Raw genomic sequence first — 21,258 nt, 5'->3', positions numbered from 1 at the left:
CGCTCACCACTGCGGTCGGTCGAGCGAAAGGCTGTGCCCGAAGACGGTATTCGGATCCCAACGCGCCTTGCTCGCACGCAGCCGTTCGTAGTTGCCGCCGTAATAGCAGGCGTGCCACGGCACCCCGGAGGTATTCCATCGCGGGTCGGCCAGATCCGGATCCGGGTAGTTGATATAGCTGCCGCCGTTCGACTCGTTCGGCACGGGCACACCACCGGTGCCGCCGTAGACCTCGCGGAACATCTCGCGGGCCCACGCGACGAACCGTTCGTCGTCGGCCGGGTTGCGCCAGGCGGCGTGGATGAGCATCTTCATGAATGAATCCCGCGCCGGCATGGCGGTGGCGTCGGACGCCACCGCATTGATCGCACCGCCGAAAGGCAGCAATTCCACCTGTGACTCGCCGAGGAAGCGGAGGTCGGTGAGATACCGGTACAGGGTTCGCAGCTGTTCCGTTGTGTACGCCTTGCGCAGGTAGGCGGACTTGACCTTGACCCGGAAACCGGGCATTCCCTTGGCGTAGTAGACATTCGCGACCGTGTCGGCGTAGGAGGCCCGGGTGGTCGGCAGCGGGATCGGTGCGGGCATGACCCCGTCCGACACCGCGGCGACGAACTCGTCGAACATTTGTTGAGCGTCGGGCCGGTCCGCGTCGAGCAGAACCAGCACATCGGAACCGGCGATGCCCGGCTTGAGATGCAGCGGGGCGTACAGACCGGTGAACGGATCACCGGGTGCGCTGTGCCGCTCGAAGAAGGCGATGTAGTTGCCGACGAAACGCAGAAACGATTCCTCGGAGGCCAGGGGCAACATCAGGCGCGTGGACAGCATGCTGCCCGGCGGTTTCGGCAACGCCCGCGCCGGATCAGTGCCATCGGAATCCGGCGAACGCAGCAGAAACCGTGTCACCACACCGAAATTGCCGCCACCGCCGCCGGTATGCGCCCACCACAGATCGGCATGCGGGCCGTCCTTCGTCGCCACCACCGTCGATGCCGCACCGCTTTTGTCGACAGTGACGACCTCCACACCGTACAGATGGTCGACGACCAATCCGAGCCGCCGCGACAATGGCCCGTATCCCCCGCCGCTCACATGTCCGCCCGCGCCGACCCCCTTACAGATCCCCGCCGGAACCGTCACACCCCAGCCACTGAGCAAACGCTCGTAGATAGCGCCCAAATCCGCACCGGCGTCAATGGCGAACGCGCGATGCGTCGCGTCCCACGACACCGCGTCCATTCGGCCCAGATCGATAATCGCCTGCGTCCGCTCGCTATCGACGAAATCGTCGAACCCATGCCCACCCGACCGCACCGCGATCGGCAGCCCATCACCCACCGAGCGCGCGACAGCGGTGCGCACTTGCTCAGCGTTGGTTGGCACAAAGATCTTTCGCGGTCGCGCGGTGAACCGACGGTTGTACCCGCGCTGTGTCAGCGCCGCGTACTCGGCATCACCGACCCCGACCACCCCCGGTTCCGAAGCCCCCGCCACTGGCAGCCGCAGCGCACCCGCAGCCGTCCCCAGCGCGGACCCGGCCAGAAATCGGCGACGCGACACAGACATGGATCTCTCCCAGGCACATACTTCGGGCGGCTCCGACGGTAGCGGTCGTACACTACCGCGCGAAACGGCGACGATGGGCGACGCCGGGCGGGTATGTGGCCCTTCAGGTGGTGTGCGGCCGATCCCGCAGCGGCACGACGGCGCGGTCGGACCAGCGATACCGGTGTCCCGCACGCCACAGCTCGACCAGATGTACCTGCCGTACCAGCACCGGCACCGGGGGCAGGTCCCGCAGTCGCGACACCTCGGCTATGAGATCCGCGGCGCCCTGCCGACGGTTCAGATATCCGATTCCCATATGTGGGCGAAACGACGACGTCTCCGACAGACGGATTCCGGGCAGGACGCGGGCGGCGCACTCGCGCAGCACTCGGTGGAGGTCCAGTAGCGGATCCCATGGAGCGACGGAAAGCCTTATGGCACTGCGAGATCCGGTGATCGGGCCGATGTGCAGCTCGAATGGGTCTATGTCGGTGAGCTTTTCGCTGGTCAGATCGGCGACGGTGACCAGTTCCTCGGTGGAGAGGGAGTCGGTGTCACCGAGACCGAGCAGGGTGATGTGCAATCCGGTGGGCGGAACCGGGTCGATATCGCTCGATTCGAGATGCCCCTGGCACCGGGCGGCAAGGGATGTCAGCTCGGGGTTGTCGAACGTCAGGTACCAGTAGAGCCCGGAACGCCCAGGCGGCCAGTTCTTCACCGCCCAGTGCGAATGGAGCGAATCGACCTCGCGGAAGGCGGTCCAGTCGTTGGCTCGGATGACGTCCGGATCGGAGGTCGAGGCCGGGAGCGGTGGGAAGGAGCATTTCCGGGTATCGCTCAACTGGACTGCCGACTCCCCTCGCGTCGATCACCGCACCGGGTGGTGGGTGTACGGCTGAGAAACGGACCCGGTCGAGGCACCGCTGCCTGACCGCGTCCGAAATCTCGTGCCCGCTGGCTCAGCGGTACTCGCACAGGTACGCCGTGTCGACCGAAACCCGCACATTGAATTTGCTATCGGCCGCGACATTGAAATGCGAACCGGCGGTGAAGGTTTCCCACTCCGCAGCGCCGGGGAGCTTGACGGTCAGGGCACCGGAGACCACATGCATGATCTCGGGCGACGAGGTGCCGAATTCGTACTCGCCGGGGGCCATGACGCCGATAGTCGCCGGACCGGCTTCGGCTTCGAAGGCGACCGATTTGACGGTGCCGTCGAAGTACTCGTTGACCTTGAACACAGACTCTCCTCGGATTCGAACGGACGGCCCAGACTAGCAAGACCGGTTCGAATTTCGTGACGGCCGTACCAGGTCAGGTCGCCGAGGTGACGCGGTAGACGTCGTAGACGCCCTCTACATTGCGGACCACGTTCAGCACGTGACCCAGATGCTTGGGGTCGCCCATTTCGAAGGTGAACTTGCTGATCGCGACCCGGTCGCCCGAGGTCATGACCGAGGCGGAGAGGATATTGACCTTCTCGTCCGCGAGCACCTTCGTGACATCGGACAGCAGGCGGGTGCGGTCCAGGGCCTCGATCTGGATCGCCACCAGGAAGACCGAGGATGGGGACGGTGCCCACTTCACCTCGATAATGCGTTCCGGTTCCGTGCGCAACGAATCCGCGTTGGTGCAGTCGGTGCGGTGGACGCTGACCGCGCCGCCTCGGGTCACGAAGCCCATGATCTCGTCGCCCGGCACCGGAGTGCAGCATTTCGCGAGTTTGGCGACCGTGCCGGGAGCACCCGGAATCTCGACACCCGCATCACCGGGACCGCGCTGACGCGACGGCACGGTCGACGGCGTGGAGCGTTCGGCGAGTTCGTTTTCCACGTCACCGACGCCACCGAGCTGCGCCATGAGGCGTTGCACCACATGCTGCGCGGAGACCTGGCTTTCGCCGACGGCCGCGTACAGCGCGGAAATGTCGGTGTAGTGCAGTTCGTGGGCGAGGTTGCTCATGGCGTCCGCGCTCATGAGCCGCTGGAGCGGCAGGCCGGAGCGGCGGACTTCCTTGGAGATCTGGTCCTTGCCCGCTTCGAGGGCTTCCTCGCGGCGTTCCTTGGCGAACCACTGGCGGATCTTGGCCTTGGCGCGCGGGGAGACCACGAAATTGGACCAGTCGCGGCTGGGTCCGGCGTTCTGAGCCTTCGAGGTGAAGATCTCGACGACCTCACCATTCTCGAGCTGGCGTTCCAGCGCGACCAGGCGGCCGTTGACCCGGGCGCCGATGCAGCGGTGGCCGACCTCGGTGTGGACCGCGTACGCGAAATCGACCGGGGTCGACTTCTGCGGGAGCGTGATCACGTCACCTTTGGGGGTGAAGACGAAGATCTCCGGGGACTTGAGGTCGAAGCGCAGCGACTCGAGGAACTCGGCCGGGTCCGCGGCTTCGCGCTGCCAGTCGAGGAGCTGCCGCATCCACGCCATATCGTCGACTTCGGTCGAGTCGTTGGAGTGTTTGCCCTTGGTTTCCTTGTAGCGCCAGTGCGCCGCGATACCGAATTCGGCGGTGCGGTGCATGTCCTGGGTGCGGATCTGCACTTCCAGGGGTTTACCGTCGGGGCCGACGACCGTGGTGTGCAGGGACTGGTAGACGCCGTAGCGGGGCTGGGCGATGTAGTCCTTGAAACGACCCGCCATGGGCTGCCACAGCGAATGCACGACGCCGACGGCGGCGTAGCAGTCGCGCACCTCGTCGCAGAGGATGCGGATACCGACCAGGTCATGGATGTCGTCGAAGTCCTTACCCTTGACGATCATCTTCTGATAGATCGACCAGTAGTGCTTGGGGCGGCCTTCGACAATGGCGCTGATCCGACTCGCGGCCAGGGTATTGACGATCTCGGCGCGCACTTTCGCCAGGTAGGTGTCACGCGACGGCGCGCGGTCGGCGACCAGTCGCACGATCTCGTCGTACTTCTTGGGGTGCAGGATCGCGAAGGCGAGGTCCTCCAGCTCCCATTTGACGGTCGCCATACCGAGGCGGTGGGCCAGCGGCGCGATGACCTCGAGGGTTTCGCGGGCCTTCTTGGCCTGCTTCTCCGGCGGCAGGAACCGCATGGTCCGCATATTGTGCAGCCGGTCGGCGACCTTGATCACCAGCACGCGGGGGTCGCGGGCCATGGCGATGATCATTTTGCGAATGGTCTCGGCCTCGGCGGCCGCGCCGAGGTTGACCTTGTCGAGTTTGGTGACGCCGTCGACCAGGTGCGCGACCTCTTGGCCGAACTCGTTGGTCAGCTCATCGAGCGAGTAACCGGTGTCCTCGACCGTGTCATGGAGCAGCGCCGCCACCAGCGTGGTGGTGTCCATACCCAGCTCGGCCAGAATATTGGCCACCGCGAGGGGATGGGTGATGTACGGATCGCCGGACTTGCGGAACTGGTGCGAATGCTTCTCATCGGCCACGTCGAACGCGCGCTGCAACAGCTGCAGGTTCGCCTTGGGGTATAGCTCACGATGCACGCTGGCCAGGGGCTCGAGCACCGGCTTGACCGCCGCGATACCACGCTGACCGGTCATTCGCCGCGCCAGCCGGGCACGCACACGCCGGGAGGCGGAGGTGGGAACGGCGGCCGGCCCGCCGCCCTGGCGGGCACCGGGCATCACATTGGGCGTAGGCGGGGTCGCGGAGTCGCCAGTACTCGATTGCTCGGCATTCGCCTGATCCAAATGCTGAGTCATGCAACACCACCTCTCCCGGCCGCGATCGGACCACCCTATCGGACCCGTGCAACTGCCCGGACCACCAACTTTAATCCTGGTTTCGCGTCGGGGTCGCCGACGGTGTGCGCCGTCGCCTCGAATGAGCCCGGTACCGCGACTCCTCCCCCATTTCTACCGTGTTCGGTGCGGCGTTGCGTCCGGATTGCTCCGGCCGCCACGCCGCACCGCTCGCGCGACCACGACACACCGCCGGTGCCGGTGAAATCCCGCTACCCGAACGGGATTTCGGCGAGCCCCTGCGCCGACAGCTCGACCTCGCGGGTCGCGCCGATATCGGCGAGGAAACGCGGGTCGTGACTGACCACGATGAGCGCTCCCTGGAACCCGGCCAGCGCCTCGGTGAGGTGTCGCAGGCTGGGCAGATCCAGATTGTTGGTCGGTTCATCGAGCAGGAGCAGTTTCGGTGCCGGATCGGCCAGCAGCAGCATGGCCAGCGCGGCCCGCAGACGTTCACCGCCCGATAGTGCTTCGGCGAGTATGTCAGCATCCGCGCCGCGGAACAGGAAGCGGGCCAATTGTGCTCGGATCCGTTCCGCCGTCACGTGCGGCGCGGTGGCCGCCACGTTCTCGAAGACGGACTTCTCCTCGTCGAAGATATCGAGGCGCTGCGGGAGCATTCGCCACGGCACCTTGGGCGGTTCGGTGCGAATGCGGTGCAGCAGCGTGGTTTTACCCACGCCATTGCGGCCGGTGAGCGCAATACGTTCCGGTCCGGCGATTTTCAGGGTCACCGTCGGTCCGCACGCCAGGGTCACCTCCTCGAGATCGATGACGTCCTGCCCGGGGTAGAGCCGGGTATCGGGCAGGTCGACGCGAATCTCGCGATCATCACGCAGTTGCTCCTGCGCCTGGGTCAGCTGATCCTTCGCATCGTCGAGTTTGCCGATGTGATTGTTGCGCAGTTTGCCCGCCGACACCTGGGCCTGGCGTTTGCGCTCATTCATAATGATCTTGGGTTCCCGCTTCTGATCCCACATCTTCTGGCCGTACCGCAGGCGCCGGTCGAGTTTGATACGCGTCTCCACCAGTTCGCGTGCCTGTTTGCGCACATCACCGCGTGCATCCCGGATCGCGGCCCGGGCGGCCTCCTGCTCGGCGTCGACGATCCGCTCGTACTCGCTGAAATTACCGCCGAAGGACCGGATCTCGCCGTGGCGCAGTTCGGCGATGGTCGAAACCCGTTCCAGCAGTTCACGATCGTGACTGACCGTGACCACAGTGCCGGAGAACTGGTCGATCACCTGGTAGAGCCGTTGCCGCGCAACCTGATCCAGGTTATTGGTGGGCTCATCCAGGAGCAGCACCTCGGGTTCGCGGAGCAGTTCGGCCACCAGACCGAGCAGCACTGTCTCCCCGCCCGACAGCGTATCGAGGCGACGATCCAGCGCGGCGACATCACCGGCGACATAGTGCAATCCGAGTTTCCCCAGCAGCGCCACCGCCTGCTGCTCGACATCCCAGCGGCTGCCGACGATATCGAACTCCGCATCGGTTCCCGCACCGGATTCGATGCGATGCAACGCGTTCCGAACGGAGGCGATACCGAGCACCTCATCGACGCGTTGGCCCGCGGCCAAACCGAGGTCCTGACGCAGGTATCCGAGCCGCTCGGGGGCGGTGACCGACCCGCGTACCGAGTGCAGATCACCCGCGATGACGCGGAGCAGGGTGGATTTCCCCGCACCATTGCTGCCGACGAGGCCGACGTGACCGGGGCCGATAGCGGCATTCAGACCGTCGAAGACTCCGGTGCCATCGGGCCATACAAAGGTGAGATCGGAAATAGCGATAACAAACGTACTAGACATACACACTCCCGGAGGTACGCAGGAAGATGTGGCGCGCGAACGCGGGCCACGTCAGGGGCGCAACCTCAAGAAATCAAGTGTGTGTCTCCGATCAACGGCAATGGGACTTACCCAAGGTAACGACCGGACCGGGAGGGCGCAAGGGGAATTTTCGTGACCCACCCCGCGGCCGGAGCGATCCGGCTCCGACTCACCGACAGCGCGATCTTCGAGCCGGTCATGACCAGCTTCTCAGCCTGATGGTGGCCCGACCCCGACAGTTTCGACCGTCGAGAGAAGGGCATTCCCACCACATGCCTTACGCGTACCAAACCACATACCGGGGCACCGGCGCCCGCATTATTTCGGGAATCGGTGCCCTGTTTGCGCTCATCGAAGCCATCTACATCCTGATGCTGGTCTTCGATGCCGACCAGACCAATCGGTTCTTCACCCTTATCAAGGGATGGGCCGAACCGCTGGCGCTGTTCTTCCCGGGGCTGTTCAACACCGGGAACGCCGACCTGGACATCATCGTCAACTACGGTCTGGCCGCCATATTCTGGCTGGTCGTCACCGGAATTATCGCGCGTATCGTGTCCTGATCCCAGTCCGTGTCACGCACGATAACGTCGTCAGAGCTTGACGATCGACGTCAGGGGGTAATCACCCTGACGGTCACGGCCGCCGAGGAAGCCGAGTTCGAGCACCACGGCGGCGGCGACCACGTGGGCCCCGGCGTCGGTGAAGAGCGCCGCCGCCGCGGCCAGGGTGCCACCGGTGGCGAGTACATCGTCGAGCAGCAGCACATTGCGGCCCGCGAGGTCGATACCGTCGGCCGGGATTTCCAGTGCGGCGGAACCGTATTCGAGGGTGTACTCCCGCGAGATCACCGGCGGCGGCAGCTTGCCCGCCTTGCGCACCGCCACCACACCGGTGCCGAGCAATGCGGCCACACCCGCGCCCAGCAGGAATCCGCGCGCATCCACACCGGCCACCAGATCGGCCTCCGGTGCGCAGCCCGCGAGGCAGTCCAGCACCGTGCGGAAGGACTCGGAATCAGCGAATACCGGGGTCAGATCCGCGAAACGCACTCCCGGGGTGGGGAAATCATCGTGCCAGCGGGTCAGCCGCTGTACCGCATCCTCGGCGCGGGCCGCACGCTCACCGGCCAACTCCGGTGACTCCACCAACTCATGCTTGCTCAATCCACCCACTCCTCATCACCTCGCCGCGGCTCATCGCTGCAATACCCAGCGGTCCATATTCCAGCCCGCACCAGCCTTGGCGGGGTTGGCGATTCCGTTCTCCATACCGTCACCGAAGGCAATCGTGCGCGGCGTGGCGAGTAGCGGAATCGACGGCATCTCGTTCCACAGCAGGTTTTCCTGCTCGGTCAGCAGATTCAGCACTGTCGTCGAATTTTCCTCCGTCGCAAGCTGATCCGAGATGGCATCGTAACGGGGATTATCGAATCGGCCGAAATTGAGGCCCTGACCACCCCGTAGTGCCGCGGCGGCATCCACACCAGGCAGCGAACCGGACGGGCCCGGCAGGGACGCGGTCCCACCCAGCAGAGCGTCCACCCTGCCCTCGGCCAGTTGCGCCGGAGCGAAGTCCGGGCCGCCGGAATCCACCACGGTGATACCGGCGGGCCGACAGGCGTCGGCGATCAGTTGTACGGTTTGCGCGCGGCGCGCGTCCGGAGCGAGATAGCCGATCCGAATCGTCGGGTTCTGCACGCGGGCCGCGCCCAGGGCCTGCTGCGCCGCCGCCACATCACTATTGAGGTAGCGGTTCGCAGCACCGGTCACCGATGGGTAGTACAGCGAATCCTGTTGCAGGGTTCGCGAATTCAGCGGTCCGGAACCGAGCCCACCACTGGCCTCGAAGTCCGGATGCCCGAGCTTGTCGTAGAGATCCTGACGCGGGGTGCACAGCGCCAGGGCGCGGCGCGCCTCGGCGGAGCTGAATACGCCGCCGGTCGAGAGCACCAACTGTTCGGCACCGCGACCGGGCAGGTTCTGCACGCTGAAGCCGCCCAGCTCGGCGTCGGCCAGGGAGCCCGCGCCGATATCCAGGACGCCGACGGCATTATCCGACAATTTGGATTTCAGATCGAAGTCCTTGGGCCACACCACAATACGTGGGGTCTTAGCCGCGTTACCCCACCACTTCTCATTCTTCACCAGTACCAGACCATCGTCGGAGGTGAAGGATTCGATCCGGTACGGCCCCGAGGAGGGCAATACCGAGGCATCCAGCTTGCCGGGCGTCAGCGTCCAGCCGTTGTTCCAGAAATCGGCGATGCGCTCGACGGCACCCGGCTCGCCGCCCTGCACCGCGGACACCACGTCCGACACGTTGGCCGCCGACGCCGCCACGTGCGCGGGCATGAGCTCACCCGCGGCGAACAGCGTCTTCCAGGCCGCGTATTTACGACCCGGCCGGAAGCTGACTGTGGCGTCCTTGGAGCCGGGCTGACATTCCACCCGCTCGATATCGGAGTAACCCGCTGTGCTGGCGGTGCCGAACAGCGGAACCGGCCCGCCCGGACCGGGTGTGGTGAAACGACCGCCGCGCGCCGCCCATGCCAGCACGAGATCGTCACAGGCGGTGGGGGTGCCGTCGGACCAGATTCCGTCCGGATTGAGCCGGTACTGGATGGTCTGCGTCTCGCCCGGCACCTCCTTGGCGGTGCCGGTATCGGTGTCGGCGACCTGTTGGCCGTCCGGACCGGTATAGAAGAATCCGGTCAGCACCCGCGGAAACACCGCTGCCGCACCACTACTCGCGCCGAGTGTGGTGCCGCCGTTGTAACTGGCGACCACCGCGTCGACGCCGTAGCCGATGGAGGGCACCTGATTCTTCCCGGCGCAACCCGCCAGGGCACCGGCCGCGAGCGCGCCCGCCGCCACGAGGGCCACACCGCGCGCGAGCCGACCGGGACGGACCGCTGGACTGCTCAGTACCACTTCGCTCCCGCCCACCTGGGTGGCGCGCACCGCATCCGTTGCCCGGTGCGCGCCCCTATCCTGTTCCGTCGCTTCGGTTCCGGACGGTCCCACGCTATGCAAACCCCCCGGGCCTCAGTGCCGTCTCTTGGTTCGTTTCCCGCTCGGGCGCGCTCCTGGGCGCGGCCCCTCCGTGGTCCGCGAGCGCGGAGCCGAAGCCCCGCCGACCGGCACCGCGGAGCGAGCGGCCGTACCCGCGCGCTGTGCCGCGGCCGTACCGACCCGAGTGGTCGCCACACCGGAGCGTTTATCGAGCACCTTCCGCGTGTGCGCGGCCACCGGACCCCAGCGCTCCTTGATCGACACCAGCAGCGGCACCGCGAAGAAGATCGACGAGTACGTGCCGACGATCATGCCGACGAGCTGGACGAGTGCCAGGTCCTTGAGGGTGCCGACGCCGAGCATCCATACCGCGATGATCAGCAGCCCGACAATCGGCAGAATGCCGATGACGGTGGTGCTGATCGAGCGCATGATCGTCTGGTTGGCCGCCAGGTTCGCCTGCTCGGCATAGGTGCGCCGGTTCAGGTGCAGGACACCGCGGGTGTTCTCCTCCACCTTGTCGAAGACAACCACGTTGTCGTAGAGCACGAAGCCGAGGATGGTGAGCAGACCGATAACGGCGGCCGGGGTCACCTCGAAACCGACGAGCGAGTAGACACCCGCGGTGACGATCAGGTTGAAGAACAGTGACACGATGGCCGCGACCGACATATCGCGTTCGAAGCGAATCGCGATGTAGATCATGGTCAGAACGACGAATACCAGCAGGGCGATCACCGCCTGCCTGGTGACCTGATCGCCCCAGGTCTCACTGATCTCGGCGATACTGATCGACGCGATACTCGGAGTCCCGGTGTTGTCCACCGGGTGGAACGCCTCGAACAGCGCACCCTGCAGGGCATCGGCCTGCGCGGCGTCCAGAGTGTCGGAGCGCACCTGAATGGTGGCCGACTCGCCGGAACCGACTCGCTGCACCGTCACCGGGTCGTGGCCGATGGTGTCGCTGTACACCGTCTCCACCTGTTCGACGCTGACGCCCGCGGACGGCAGCTGAATGCGCGAACCACCGGCGAAGTCGATACCGAGGGTGAAGCCGCGCACCGCAATGCTCAGCAGCGAGATCAGTACGAAGGCGGCGGCCATCGAGTAGAAGAGCTTCCGGCGACCGACGATCTCGAAACCGCCGGTACCGGTGTAGAGCCGCTCGAAGAATCCGTGACGCGGCGCGTCGGTCGGTTCGACGTAGTCGATTTCGGTATCCATACCCGACTTGCTCATCCTCACGCCTCCTTCACCGCGGCGGCGGCGACAGCGGCCTTGCGCTCCCGGGCGATCACCGACATCACGCCGAGACCATTGACCGACGGCTTGGCCCAGAACGGCGAACGCGAGGCCATCAGCAGCATGGGCGCGGTCACCAGGTACAGCACGATAACGTCGAGCACGGTGGTGACGCCGAGGGTGAACGCGAAGCCCTTCACCTGACCGGCGGCCAGCCAGTACAGCACGACCGAAGCGATCAAGCTGACGGTCTTACCGGACAGGTTGGTGCGCTGCGCGCGCTGCCAACCGCGCGGCACGGCCGAGCGGAAGCTACGGCCCTCACGCATCTCGTCCTTTATTCGTTCGAAGAACACCACGAACGAGTCCGCGGTCAAACCGATACCGATGATCAGACCGGCGATACCCGCGAGGTCGAGGGTGAAGCCGATCCAGCGGCCCAGCAGCACAATCAGCCCGTACACCGCGGCACCCGCCATGAGCAGCGAGAATCCGGCGAGCACGCCGAGCAGTCGGTACACCAGGAGGCAGTACAGCAGCACCGCGATCATGCCGATGGCACCGGCAATCAGACTGGCCTTGAGTGAGTACAAACCCAATGTCGCCGAGACGGTTTCGGCCTCGGAGGTGGTGAACGACAGCGGCAGCGATCCGTACTTCAGGGTATTCGCCAGTTCGGTCGCCGTGTCCTTGTTGAAGGATCCGGAGATCTGCGTCGAACCACTGAACTGACCGGCGGCCTGTACGACGGGTGCGCTGACGACCTGGGAGTCGAGGACGAAGGCCAGCTGCTTCTGGTAGTACTCGTTGGTCAGCTGACCCCAGGTCTCGCCACCGGCGGATTTGAATTCGATATTCACGACCCAGCGCGCCTGATCCATCTGCGGCGTGGCGTCCTTGATCTCCTGGCCGTCCAGGCGGGTCTTGTCGAGCAGGTATACCGACTCTCCGTCAGTGCTGCAGGTGACCAGCGGCAGGTTCGGATCGTCATTACCTGCGAGGGGATCCGGCTTGGTGCAGTCCATGGTGAGCATGGCCAGCTGCTGGGTCTGCGGATCGGTGCTCTGCCGCAATGCCTTCGCTTCGGCGATCTCCCGCTGCACCTGCTGCTGAACGGTGCCGTTACCCGGTTCCGGCGTCGGAGTGGGTGTCGGGTTCTGCGCGGGGAAGATCCGGTTCTGCGCGGCCGGTTCCTCGCTGGCCGGCGCTACCGGAACGTCCGTCGCCGGAGCGTCGGTGGCCGGGGTCTCGGCCGGTGGAGTTTCGGCCGGTGGCGTGCCGTCCTGCGGCGGGGCCTGTGGCTCCGTCGGATTCGGCGTATCACCCTGCTGTTGCGCGGCGATGGGCTGTCCGAGCACCGGTCGCACGTTCAGCTTGGCAGTGGTGGCCAGGGTCTTCGCCTGGGAGCCGCTGTCACCCGGCACCGTGATCACCAGATTGTCACCGTCGATGACGACCTCGGAGCCGGAGACGCCGAGTCCGTTCACGCGCTGCTCGATAATGCTCTGCGCCTTGCGCAGGCTGTCCTGGCTGGGCTTTCCGCCGTCGGGGGTGCGTGGGGTCAAGGTGACCCGGGTGCCGCCCTGCAGGTCGATGCCCAGTTTCGGGGTGAGCGAGTGATCACCGGTGAAAAAGATCAGCGAGTAGATCACGGCCACCAGCGCGGCCCAGACGCCGAGGAGGCGCCAGGAACGCGCCGATCCTTGGGAAGGTGGCACGGTTCGTATCTCCTAGGCGGGAATCGAAGGTTGGGACGAGTGAACACACCGCTGCCCCACCGCCCACCCGGTGCGGGTGGGGCGACGGGGCGCGATGAAGGTCAGTCCTTGGTCAGGCGAGTGGTCTCGTCGGCCGGTGCCTCGACGACATTCGGCGAAGGCTCGTCGATCTCGGTCGCGGTCTCCTCGACGGTGTCGGTGACATCGTCGGTGCGGACATCGCGAATCGACTGACGCAGCCAGGTCGTGACGACGTCCTCGGCGATCTCCAGATCGATGGTGGTCTCGTCGAGTTCGACGATGGTGCCGTACAGGCCCGAAGTGGTCGTGACACGGTCGCCGACCTTCAGGGATTCCTGCATCTCGGTAACCTTGGCCATCTCGCGCTTCTGGCGACGGACGCCGAGGAACATCGGGACAAGCAGCGCAACCAACAGCAGCGGAAGCAGAAGGTCCATTCTCGAAGTCAGCCCCTAGTCAAGTGGTGGGATGGGTGCGTTTCCCACACAGTCTGCCAGCTGTCGCGGCCACTGCCACATCGGGTTGGCCCCAACTCTTCGCACAGGCGCGCCGTGCGGACGGCGCCGACCCGCCGCCCGCACGACCCCCTAGGGCGTTTACGCCGAGATTTCTTCGTATTCGTAGTCGTCCAGCGGGAAGTTCGAAGCCTCGCGGTGGGCGTTCAGTGTGCTGGTCGGGCGCAGCAGCGCGGCTTCGCCGTGCTGGTTGAAGTAGTAGCTGCGCGCGGTCGAGCACTGGCCGCCGTAGAAGACCGAGGAGTCGAGCTTCTCGGTGACGCGGTCGAGGAAACCGGCATTGGCCGATTCGGTGACCTCGAAGATCTGAGTGCCGCGGCGGAACATCTCCGTGAACAGGCGGCCCATATGCTTCATCTGCGCCTCGATGGTCGTGAAGTACGACAGGCCGCTGTAGGAGTACGGGCTGTTGAGGCAGATGAAGTTCGGGAACTTCGGGATGGTGATGCCCTCGTAGGCCTGGAAGCGGTTGTCGCGCCAGAACTTTCCGAGGTTGAGTCCGTCGCGGCCGATGATCTCGATGGCCGGGAAGTTCACATCCCACAGATTGAAGCCGGTGGCCAGGATCAGGGTGTCGATCTCGGTCTTGTGGCCGTCTGCGGTCACGATGCCATCGGGCTCGATGTGGTCGATGGAGTTGGTCTCCAGGCGCACATGCGGCTCGTTGAAGGTTTTGAAGTAGGTGTTGGAGAAGGTGGGCCGCTTACAGCCGAAGTCGTAGTCCGGCGTGAGCTTCTTACGGGTTTCCCTATCGCGCACCTGGGCCCGCAAATGGGCCTTGGCGAGGACACCCGCGGCCTTGTTCAGCGGCTTGGCCTGCTTGAAATGCAGGACGCCGACGACCATGAGGGCTTCCAGCATGGCGGTGTTCGCCAGGCGAGCGGCCTTCTGCGTCAACGGAACTCGCTCGAACAGCGACTGCACCCGCGGTGAGATGGGGGCGTCGACCTTGGGCACCACCCAGATCGGGGTGCGCTGGAAGACCGTGAGCGCGGCGGCCTGCTTGGCGACCTCCGGAATCAGCTGCACGGCGGTGGCGCCGGTACCGATAATGGCGGATTTGGTACCGGTCAGGTCATAGGAGTCGTCCCACGCGGTGGTGTGGATGATCTTGCCCGCGAAGGTGTCGATACCCGGGAACGGCGGGGTGTAGGGCTGGGAGAGGAAGCCGGTGGCCGCCATGAGGTAGCGCGCGGTGAGGGATGCGCCGTTCTCGACGGCGACGACCCAGTGCTGCTGCTCTTCATCCCAGCGGGCGCCGCCGACCACGGTGTCGAAGTGCATGCGGCGTCGCAGGTCGTACTTATCGGCCACGTGCTCGGCGTACTTCTTCAGCTCCGCGCCCGGTGCGAACAGTCGTGTCCAGTGCGGGTTGGGCTCGAACGAGTACGAGTAGGTGACCGAGGCGATATCCACGGCCAGGCCCGGATAGCGGTTGACGTGCCAGGTGCCGCCGAGATCGCTCTCGCGCTCGAGGATTACGAAGTTGCTCAGGCCGAGCCGATCCAACTCGATTCCCGCACCCATACCGCCGAATCCGGCACCGACCACGATGGCGTCGTACTGAGGTGCCACGCCGAACCTCCCTAGCTGGTCCTGTCACGAAACTGATGTACGTATCACGAAATGACATCTCATTCCGTTTGTGAACACCGTATCATCGGCTTCGTGACGAAGCCATCCTCGAGAATCGAGCGCCGCAAGGCCGAACTCCGCCAGGAGATCATCGACGCCGCGTTCGCGTTATTCGCCGAGCAGGGCTACCACGCCACCGGAATCGCTGATATCGCCACTGAGCTGGGCATCGGGCACGGCACCTTCTACCGCTACTTCTCCAATAAGCGCGACATCATCGATCACGTCATCGACGATCTGGCCGCGCGCATCGTCGAGGCACTGGGCACCGACAACGCCCCCGACGCGGCCACCAGCCTCGCCGAGTACCGGATGCAGATCGAGCGCATCGGCAGGGCGCTGAACGTGATCTTCCTGGAGGACCGGCGCGTGGCACAGCTGCTGCTGTTCCAGGCCACCGGTATCGACAAGGAACTGACAATGCGGCTGTACGGGCTGCTCGATACCGCCGATATGCTCACCGCGGGCTACCTCGAGCACGGCGTCGATATGGGGTACCTGCGCGCCGATCTGGACACCCGCAATACCGCGAGAGCCGTCACCGGTATGATTCTGGCGGCCATTTTGCACGGTATGCGCGATCCCGACGAGAACGCGATGTCCGATATGACGCAAGCGATTCGGCGTCTGCTCATCGATGGCGTGCGCAAGGACTGAGCGACCGATCGGCGTTATCCGACCTCGGCCACAGCCGGTCGCGGGCCGCATTGCACAATTGCCCGCGTGACTCCCGAGGAAGTCCGCCGCAAACGATTCGGCAAAGCGCGCCACCACGGGTACGACCCGGCCGAGGTGGATGCGTTTCGTGAGCGCATCGCCGATACGCTCCTCGGCCGCGATCACCTATCGGCCGCCGATATCCGCCAAGCTCATTTCGGCACACCGCCGTTCGGCCATCGCGGCTACGACCAGGAGCAGGTCGACGATTTCCTCGATCATGTCTGCATCGAACTGGAGTACCTGCGCCGCGGCCGTCGACGTATTCCAGGGGTGAACGATTCGGAGACCCTCACCCACGACGATGTCCTGCGTATCCAGTTCTCTTCCCCGCCATTCGGCCTACCCGGCTACGCGGTGGAGGAGGTCGGCGCGTTCCTGGATCGCTTGGCCGCAACCCTCGCCCACGACGGCCCGAGTAGGCTCACCGCAGAAGATGTGCGGCACATGACGTTTCATATCGCGGCGGAGGGCGCGTCGTCCTACCACCGCGAAGAGGTGGACGCCTTTCTCGACCTGGTCGCCCACCAGCTCGACCACTTTCTTTGAGGTACTCCGCTCATTGCGAATCGGCGGTCAGCACCCGGGCGCGGTAAGAGGTCAGCGCGGCGGCCGTCGCGAGTACCGCCGTCGCCAATGCCGCCACGATTCGGGCGACCTGGCCTATCTGGAATTCCGTTGCGGCGCGCTCGATTTCGGCGAGCGCATGTTGCGATAGCTCGTCGAACAGGATTGTCGCGCACGGCCACAGCCGCGAAGGCGAACCTCGCGACCACGGCGTACGCCCCGATAGCCGTCGGTGGGATTGTTGCCGACCTCATGGGGACCTCCGCGGCTCGACGGTAGGCCCGAGAATCGGTCCGGCGCATCCGGAGGTGTCCCTCATTTCGACGGCGACCGGACCAGGGATGACCCGGACCACCGGCGTGCGCCTCGGCCGTCGCCATCGTGTAACGGGTGTCGAGTGGCCCTGCCGAGGCCGATGCGGGCCCCGGTGAAATATCGTCGGTGATCGTGACAGGCGATGGCGGCTCGATGCTCGATGGGGTCGACGGCCGTGGGTAAGCCGAATCGAAAGCATCGGGCGGCCAAGCGGCGGGCCGGACAGGGCGGCGCCGACTTCTGGGCGATACACGGTGTGTCCGGCACGGCGCAACCGACCGTGGAGCAGATCGCGAACGCGATCATGGCCGCGGCCGGGGAGACCGCACAGGGCGATTCGACTGTCGCGAACCGCTTCGCCGCCCAGCTCGCCGGTGTCGACGCGATCGTTTCGGCAGTGGAGCTCGGCGCGCACTCAGCGGGTCGGCATCTCATCGCGCGGGCCTTTCAGAACGGTTGGCTGCCCGCGGATGTCGTTCGCGCCGCGCACCGCCGCGTCGATACCTTCGCGGTCAGCTTCCTGACCGACGTCATGGCCGCCTATCTCGCACCCTTCGCGCCCGCCACCGTCGATGAGACCTGGCTCGCGCAGCTGCGCGAACTGGCGGCCGACACCTGGTGGTCGGATTCGGCACCGCATCTGGGCCAATGGGCGGCGAAGCACATGCTCACCAGCACGGAAGCGCTCACCGCCGTAATCGAGGCCCTGGCCGTGCTGATCGTGCTGCCGAAGCTCGAACTCATTACGCCATTGCCCGGTACCGCACGACCGCAGGCCGAAGTGCGCCATCACGTCGACGAGAAGGTGCTCGGTCGCGTTCGCGGCCTGCTCGCCAAGGCCGAGTCGACGTCCTATCCGGATGAGGCGGAGGCCCTGTCGGCCAAGGCGCAGGAGCTGATGACCAAGTACGCACTCGATCGGGTGCTGGTTGACGCCGATAGCTCCGTCGCCGATCTGCCTGGAGCGCGGCGGATTTGGCTGGAAACGCCGTACCTGGACGCCAAGGCGCTCTTGATCGATGTGGTCACCCAGGCCAATCGCGGCCGCGCCATCTTCGCCTCGGAGTGGGGCTTTGTCACCGTTGTCGGCGACGAAGCGGATCTGGACGCGGTCGAATTGCTGTCCACCTCCCTGCTCGTGCAGGCCACCCGCGCGATGATCGCGAGCGGCAATCGGGAAACACGCGGCGATGAGGCGCGCAGCCGCGCGTTCCGCAAGGCGTTCCTGGTCTCCTACGCGACCCGCATCGGCGAGCGACTGGCGGCGGCCACCGCGACCACCATCGCGGAATCCGCTGAGCCACAACGGTTATTGCCGGTATTGGCTTCGCATCAGATCGCGGTCGACGCGGCCTTCGACACGCTGTTTCCGCGTACGCGCAGCCGTGGGGTCACCATTCGCAGCGCCGAGGGCTGGGATGCGGGCCGTACAGCCGCCGATCGGGCGCGACTCGAGGCCCGACGACCGCTCGGGAAGTAACCCTTTGTATCGCTCCGGATTCCGAGTCCGCAGCGCTACCGGAGTTCGAGGCGTCGATTATCCCCCTCATCCCGGCGTGCGTTTGGCCGGGATCCACACAGCCAGCGAGCGCCACAGCCGTTCTCGGTTACTTCTGGCCGAACGCACGCCGGGATGGCGGAGAGCGGCAGCCCACACCGCATCGGCGATGTCACTCAGCGGTCGATGGCGGGCAGGTGCCTGCCGCATCGGCGAACAGCTCCCCGAGTACCGCGGCCACATTCGCCGAGCGATCGAAGTGGTAGCCGAGATCGGCGGCGTGACCGGCGAATAGATGCCAGATCGAGGAGGCGAGCAGGCGTGCGATCAGCTCCGGATCCGCGAACGCCGAATTCCGTGGGGACTCGATGTACTCGGTGACCACGCCCTCGACCAGACCGATCACGCCGTACACCAGCGGGTGGAATGGCTCGACATCGATACCGCGCACCGCGGTCCACGACGAGAAGCGTTGCCACATCGTGTCGGCCACCCGGTGCCGGGCGATGGTGAGCGTGGACTCCCCCGCCTCGTATCCGGCCACCGCGCCGCTGCGCGCGAACCGGTACAGCGTCGGATGCGCACCGGCCCAACGCACCACCGTGCGCATTACCGCGAGGATGGCATCGACGGCGGATTGTGCCGGATCGAGGACCAGCGCGGACTCGAACTGCTCGACATACCGGCGCAGAATGAAGGCGCGGATATGGGCGTCGAGGTCCTCGCGATTGTCGAAGTGCCGGTAGATCACCGAGCGGGCAAGCCCGGCGCGGGCCGCGATCTGCTGCACCGAAACCTCTTGTCCCGGTGTGTTTTCCTCGAGCAGTGCTACCGCCGATTCGAGGATGAGGTGCTGCCGGGTCGAATTGTGTTCCTGCCAGCGTCCGGCACCACCGCGTCGGCGACGGTGCCGCAGATCGGGAGGCCGCTTCACACCGCCAGACTAGATGGCTCGACCGAGTGACTTCGGGTCGGACCGGAATACCGGCCGCATGGGCAGCGGCCCGTCCGGCCCGCCGGTGAACGAGACCTGCCTGCGCACACGGTGTTCCGATATCGCGTCGAAGCGCAGGTGCTGGGCGAAGGTGGCCACCACCAGCGCCGCCTCCATACTCGCGAAACCCGACGCGACGCACATGCGTTTACCCGCGCCGAACGGTATCGAGGCCCGCTTCTGGGGGCGCTCCAGGTTGTCCGGCAGGTAGCGGCTCGGATCGAACTCGTCGGGCCGGTCCCACACCCGGGCGTGGTGGTGGACGCCGTGAATGACAATGGCCACGGTGGTGCCGGGTTCGATCGGGTAGCCGCCGAGTACATCGGCCGCTTTGGCGGTGCGGGCGAGCCCGATCACCGGCGGCAGCACCCGCATGGTTTCGGCGACGACGGCTTGGGTCCACGGCAGGTTGTCGAGATCGGCGGCGGTCGCGTGCCGGTCCCCGAGCACCCGCGTGACCTCGGCGTAGAGCCGGTCGCGAGCCTCGGGATGCTCGGCGAGCAACTGCCACACCCAGCTCAAAGCCGTTGCGGTGGTTTCCATTCCGGCACCGATAAAGGTCATCAGCTCGTCGTGGATCTCCTGATCGCTGTACTGGTAGCCGGTTTCGGGATCGGAGGCGTCGATGAGCAGGGCGAGCAGATTGTCCTTGCGATCGATACGTCCGCTGCGGTGGTCGGCGATCAAGCCGTCCACCACGCTTTCGGCATGCCGCAGATCGCGCATGGCCCGCGGTTCGACCAGCCAGCCGCCGACCCGCATGATGCGCATGGGCCAGCGTGAGTTCTCGGCGATACCGTCGCGGCCGCTGCGCTTGTGCAGCCAGGTCGCGACATTGTGCAGCGGATGGCTGGCATTGGTCATGAAGCCGCGGCCGAAGAACCGCAGCAGGCGCGCCAGCACCACCTCCGACATGGGCCCGGTGATATCGGTGCCGAACATGGTCCGCGAGGTGATATCGAGTGTGAGACGGTTCATTTCGGCGCTGACATCGACGGTGCCGTCGGCTTCGGCCAGGTCACGAATGCGGGTGACGGCATCGCGGGCCGCCGACGTCATGAGCGGTGCGAAGCCGTCCACATTGCGTTTGCCGAAGATCGGCTGCACCAGACGCCGATTGCGTTGCCACTGTTCATCATTCAGATCGGTGACGAGGCCGCGTCCGAACGCGACCGCGAGCATGTCGTACTCGGGGCTCTTCATGTAGTTGTTCTGGTTGTTCACCAGCACGTGCCGCGCCAGCTCCGGGCTGCGCACCACGACGAATTTCGCGAACGGCACCCGCGCCACCAGAACGTCGTCCTGACCGGGCAGGTTGGCGACATAGTCGAGCACGGTGTGGTCGCGCACCCGCGGGATGATTCCCAGCGACATACGCAGTGACTCACGCCAGCTGACCGATGTGCGGTGCCATCGGATGAAGGTCGGTGTCCACTTCGGTGGATGTAGTTTCGAATCGACATTCTCGGCCATAGCCCTGGCTCCCTAGCCATGTTCTCCAGGAGAACTGAGACGTGATGTCTCACTCACGGTAGTGAGACATCACGTCTCGGTCAATGGCCGACAGTGACCCCGCCCGCGTCGAGCGCGATCACGACCGCGCGATCACCTACGTGTGCGCCGCCAGTTCCACGAGCGGCCGCCACCGCCACCGATACCGGCACGCGTACCGGAGCCGATCCCGCCCAGATGCAATGCGATGAGTATTAGCCCGATGACCACGAACGTGCTCTCACCGAACGTGTCGCCCAACGACGCATCGGTCAGATTGAGTAGCAATGCGAGTCCGAATGACACAGCGGCCGCGATAGCCAACATGGTGAACCTCCCTTATCGCTGGCCGGATACCCCCTTGCGGCGAGTACAACCACGAGGGACGGCGTGTCGCGGTGAAACCGACCGCACCGTCGGCA

Annotated in this window: 18 protein-coding genes; 4 read left to right on the top strand and 14 right to left on the bottom strand. The window is 65.5% G+C overall.

Going from position 1 to position 21,258, the window contains the following annotated elements; translation table 11 throughout:
* Positions 1-3: 3 nt before the first annotated feature.
* The 5 genes from NU1_RS14190 to NU1_RS14170 form a co-directional block, all read right to left on the bottom strand.
* The gene (locus NU1_RS14190) at positions 4-1,569 is read right to left on the bottom strand and encodes an FAD-binding oxidoreductase (protein WP_084521342.1); all 1,566 of its coding nucleotides are present in this window, start codon (positions 1,567-1,569) and stop codon (positions 4-6) included.
* Positions 1,570-1,672: 103 nt separating this feature from the next.
* Complete coding sequence (locus NU1_RS14185; protein ID WP_067521505.1) at positions 1,673-2,392, bottom strand: 2'-5' RNA ligase family protein; 720 nt, start codon at positions 2,390-2,392, stop codon at positions 1,673-1,675.
* 118 nt (positions 2,393-2,510) lie between these two features.
* Positions 2,511-2,792 carry a pyrimidine/purine nucleoside phosphorylase gene (gene ppnP, locus NU1_RS14180; RefSeq protein WP_067521503.1) on the bottom strand — a complete coding sequence of 94 codons (282 nt, stop codon included), beginning with the start codon at positions 2,790-2,792 and terminating at the stop codon, positions 2,511-2,513.
* Between the two features lie 73 nt (positions 2,793-2,865).
* Complete coding sequence (locus NU1_RS14175; RefSeq protein WP_067521502.1) at positions 2,866-5,238, bottom strand: RelA/SpoT family protein; 2,373 nt, start codon at positions 5,236-5,238, stop codon at positions 2,866-2,868.
* A 251-nt stretch (positions 5,239-5,489) separates the two neighbouring features.
* Complete coding sequence (locus NU1_RS14170) at positions 5,490-7,088, bottom strand: ABC-F family ATP-binding cassette domain-containing protein (protein ID WP_067521500.1); 1,599 nt, start codon at positions 7,086-7,088, stop codon at positions 5,490-5,492.
* A 293-nt stretch (positions 7,089-7,381) separates the two neighbouring features.
* Between NU1_RS14170 and NU1_RS14165 the strand changes: the two genes are divergently transcribed.
* Complete coding sequence (locus tag NU1_RS14165) at positions 7,382-7,672, top strand: hypothetical protein (protein ID WP_067521498.1); 291 nt, start codon at positions 7,382-7,384, stop codon at positions 7,670-7,672.
* A 30-nt stretch (positions 7,673-7,702) separates the two neighbouring features.
* On the opposite strand, the gene NU1_RS14160 is transcribed toward NU1_RS14165, so the two are convergent.
* The 6 genes from NU1_RS14160 to NU1_RS14135 form a co-directional block, all read right to left on the bottom strand.
* Entirely contained in the window at positions 7,703-8,275 is a 573-nt protein-coding gene (locus tag NU1_RS14160; protein ID WP_157552232.1) for an adenine phosphoribosyltransferase, read from the bottom strand.
* Between the two features lie 30 nt (positions 8,276-8,305).
* Complete coding sequence (locus NU1_RS14155; protein WP_067521709.1) at positions 8,306-10,042, bottom strand: ABC transporter substrate-binding protein; 1,737 nt, start codon at positions 10,040-10,042, stop codon at positions 8,306-8,308.
* A gap of 114 nt (positions 10,043-10,156) precedes the next feature.
* The gene (secF, locus tag NU1_RS14150; RefSeq protein WP_067521496.1) at positions 10,157-11,362 is read right to left on the bottom strand and encodes a protein translocase subunit SecF; all 1,206 of its coding nucleotides are present in this window, start codon (positions 11,360-11,362) and stop codon (positions 10,157-10,159) included.
* A gap of 2 nt (positions 11,363-11,364) precedes the next feature.
* Positions 11,365-13,083 carry a protein translocase subunit SecD gene (gene secD / locus NU1_RS14145; RefSeq protein WP_067521495.1) on the bottom strand — a complete coding sequence of 573 codons (1,719 nt, stop codon included), beginning with the start codon at positions 13,081-13,083 and terminating at the stop codon, positions 11,365-11,367.
* Positions 13,084-13,184: 101 nt separating this feature from the next.
* Positions 13,185-13,541 (bottom strand): preprotein translocase subunit YajC, encoded by a 357-nt coding sequence (gene yajC, locus NU1_RS14140; RefSeq protein WP_067521493.1) that lies wholly within the window; start codon positions 13,539-13,541, stop codon positions 13,185-13,187.
* Between the two features lie 159 nt (positions 13,542-13,700).
* Positions 13,701-15,194 (bottom strand): flavin-containing monooxygenase, encoded by a 1,494-nt coding sequence (locus NU1_RS14135; RefSeq protein ID WP_067521492.1) that lies wholly within the window; start codon positions 15,192-15,194, stop codon positions 13,701-13,703.
* A 51-nt stretch (positions 15,195-15,245) separates the two neighbouring features.
* Between NU1_RS14135 and NU1_RS14130 the strand changes: the two genes are divergently transcribed.
* The 3 genes from NU1_RS14130 (at position 15,246) to NU1_RS14120 (ending at position 18,333) form a co-directional block, all read left to right on the top strand.
* A complete protein-coding gene (locus tag NU1_RS14130; RefSeq protein WP_067521490.1) occupies positions 15,246-15,911 on the top strand; it encodes a TetR/AcrR family transcriptional regulator in 666 nt (221 codons plus the stop codon).
* A 66-nt stretch (positions 15,912-15,977) separates the two neighbouring features.
* Positions 15,978-16,520: a DivIVA domain-containing protein gene (locus NU1_RS42745; RefSeq protein ID WP_067521487.1), complete on the top strand. Its 543-nt coding sequence runs from the start codon at positions 15,978-15,980 to the stop codon at positions 16,518-16,520.
* Positions 16,521-17,028: 508 nt separating this feature from the next.
* Complete coding sequence (locus NU1_RS14120) at positions 17,029-18,333, top strand: DUF2786 domain-containing protein (RefSeq protein ID WP_245720120.1); 1,305 nt, start codon at positions 17,029-17,031, stop codon at positions 18,331-18,333.
* Positions 18,334-18,523: 190 nt separating this feature from the next.
* Here the strand turns inward: NU1_RS14120 and NU1_RS14115 are convergent, their stop codons facing one another.
* The 3 genes from NU1_RS14115 to NU1_RS14105 all read right to left on the bottom strand — a co-directional run bounded on the left by NU1_RS14115 (position 18,524) and on the right by NU1_RS14105 (position 21,163).
* On the bottom strand, positions 18,524-19,285 hold the full coding sequence (locus NU1_RS14115) for a TetR/AcrR family transcriptional regulator (RefSeq protein ID WP_067521485.1): 762 nt from the start codon (positions 19,283-19,285) through the stop codon (positions 18,524-18,526).
* 9 nt (positions 19,286-19,294) lie between these two features.
* A complete protein-coding gene (locus tag NU1_RS14110) occupies positions 19,295-20,818 on the bottom strand; it encodes a cytochrome P450 (protein ID WP_067521482.1) in 1,524 nt (507 codons plus the stop codon).
* A 132-nt stretch (positions 20,819-20,950) separates the two neighbouring features.
* Positions 20,951-21,163, bottom strand: coding sequence for a hypothetical protein (locus NU1_RS14105; protein WP_067521480.1), 213 nt, complete (start codon positions 21,161-21,163; stop codon positions 20,951-20,953).
* Positions 21,164-21,258: the final 95 nt, after the last annotated feature.

The organism is Nocardia uniformis NBRC 13702, assembly GCF_001613345.1.
Classification (GTDB): Bacteria; Actinomycetota; Actinomycetes; order Mycobacteriales; family Mycobacteriaceae; genus Nocardia; species Nocardia uniformis.
This window is presented reverse-complemented; position numbering and strand designations above follow the sequence as displayed.

Bases quoted from the DNA above. Each gene is read 5' to 3' on its own strand.
- NU1_RS14175 (WP_067521502.1), bottom strand. From the start codon at position 5,238: ATGACTCAGCATTTGGATCAGGCGAATGCCGAGCAATCGAGTACTGGC.
- NU1_RS14170 (WP_067521500.1), bottom strand. From the start codon at position 7,088: ATGTCTAGTACGTTTGTTATCGCTATTTCCGATCTCACCTTTGTATGG.
- NU1_RS14105 (WP_067521480.1), bottom strand. From the start codon at position 21,163: ATGTTGGCTATCGCGGCCGCTGTGTCATTCGGACTCGCATTGCTACTC.
- NU1_RS14190 (WP_084521342.1), bottom strand. From the start codon at position 1,569: ATGTCTGTGTCGCGTCGCCGATTTCTGGCCGGGTCCGCGCTGGGGACG.
- secF (WP_067521496.1), bottom strand. From the start codon at position 11,362: ATGAGCAAGTCGGGTATGGATACCGAAATCGACTACGTCGAACCGACC.
- NU1_RS14165 (WP_067521498.1), top strand. From the start codon at position 7,382: ATGCCTTACGCGTACCAAACCACATACCGGGGCACCGGCGCCCGCATT.
- yajC (WP_067521493.1), bottom strand. From the start codon at position 13,541: ATGGACCTTCTGCTTCCGCTGCTGTTGGTTGCGCTGCTTGTCCCGATG.
- NU1_RS14130 (WP_067521490.1), top strand. From the start codon at position 15,246: ATGACATCTCATTCCGTTTGTGAACACCGTATCATCGGCTTCGTGACG.
- NU1_RS14110 (WP_067521482.1), bottom strand. From the start codon at position 20,818: ATGGCCGAGAATGTCGATTCGAAACTACATCCACCGAAGTGGACACCG.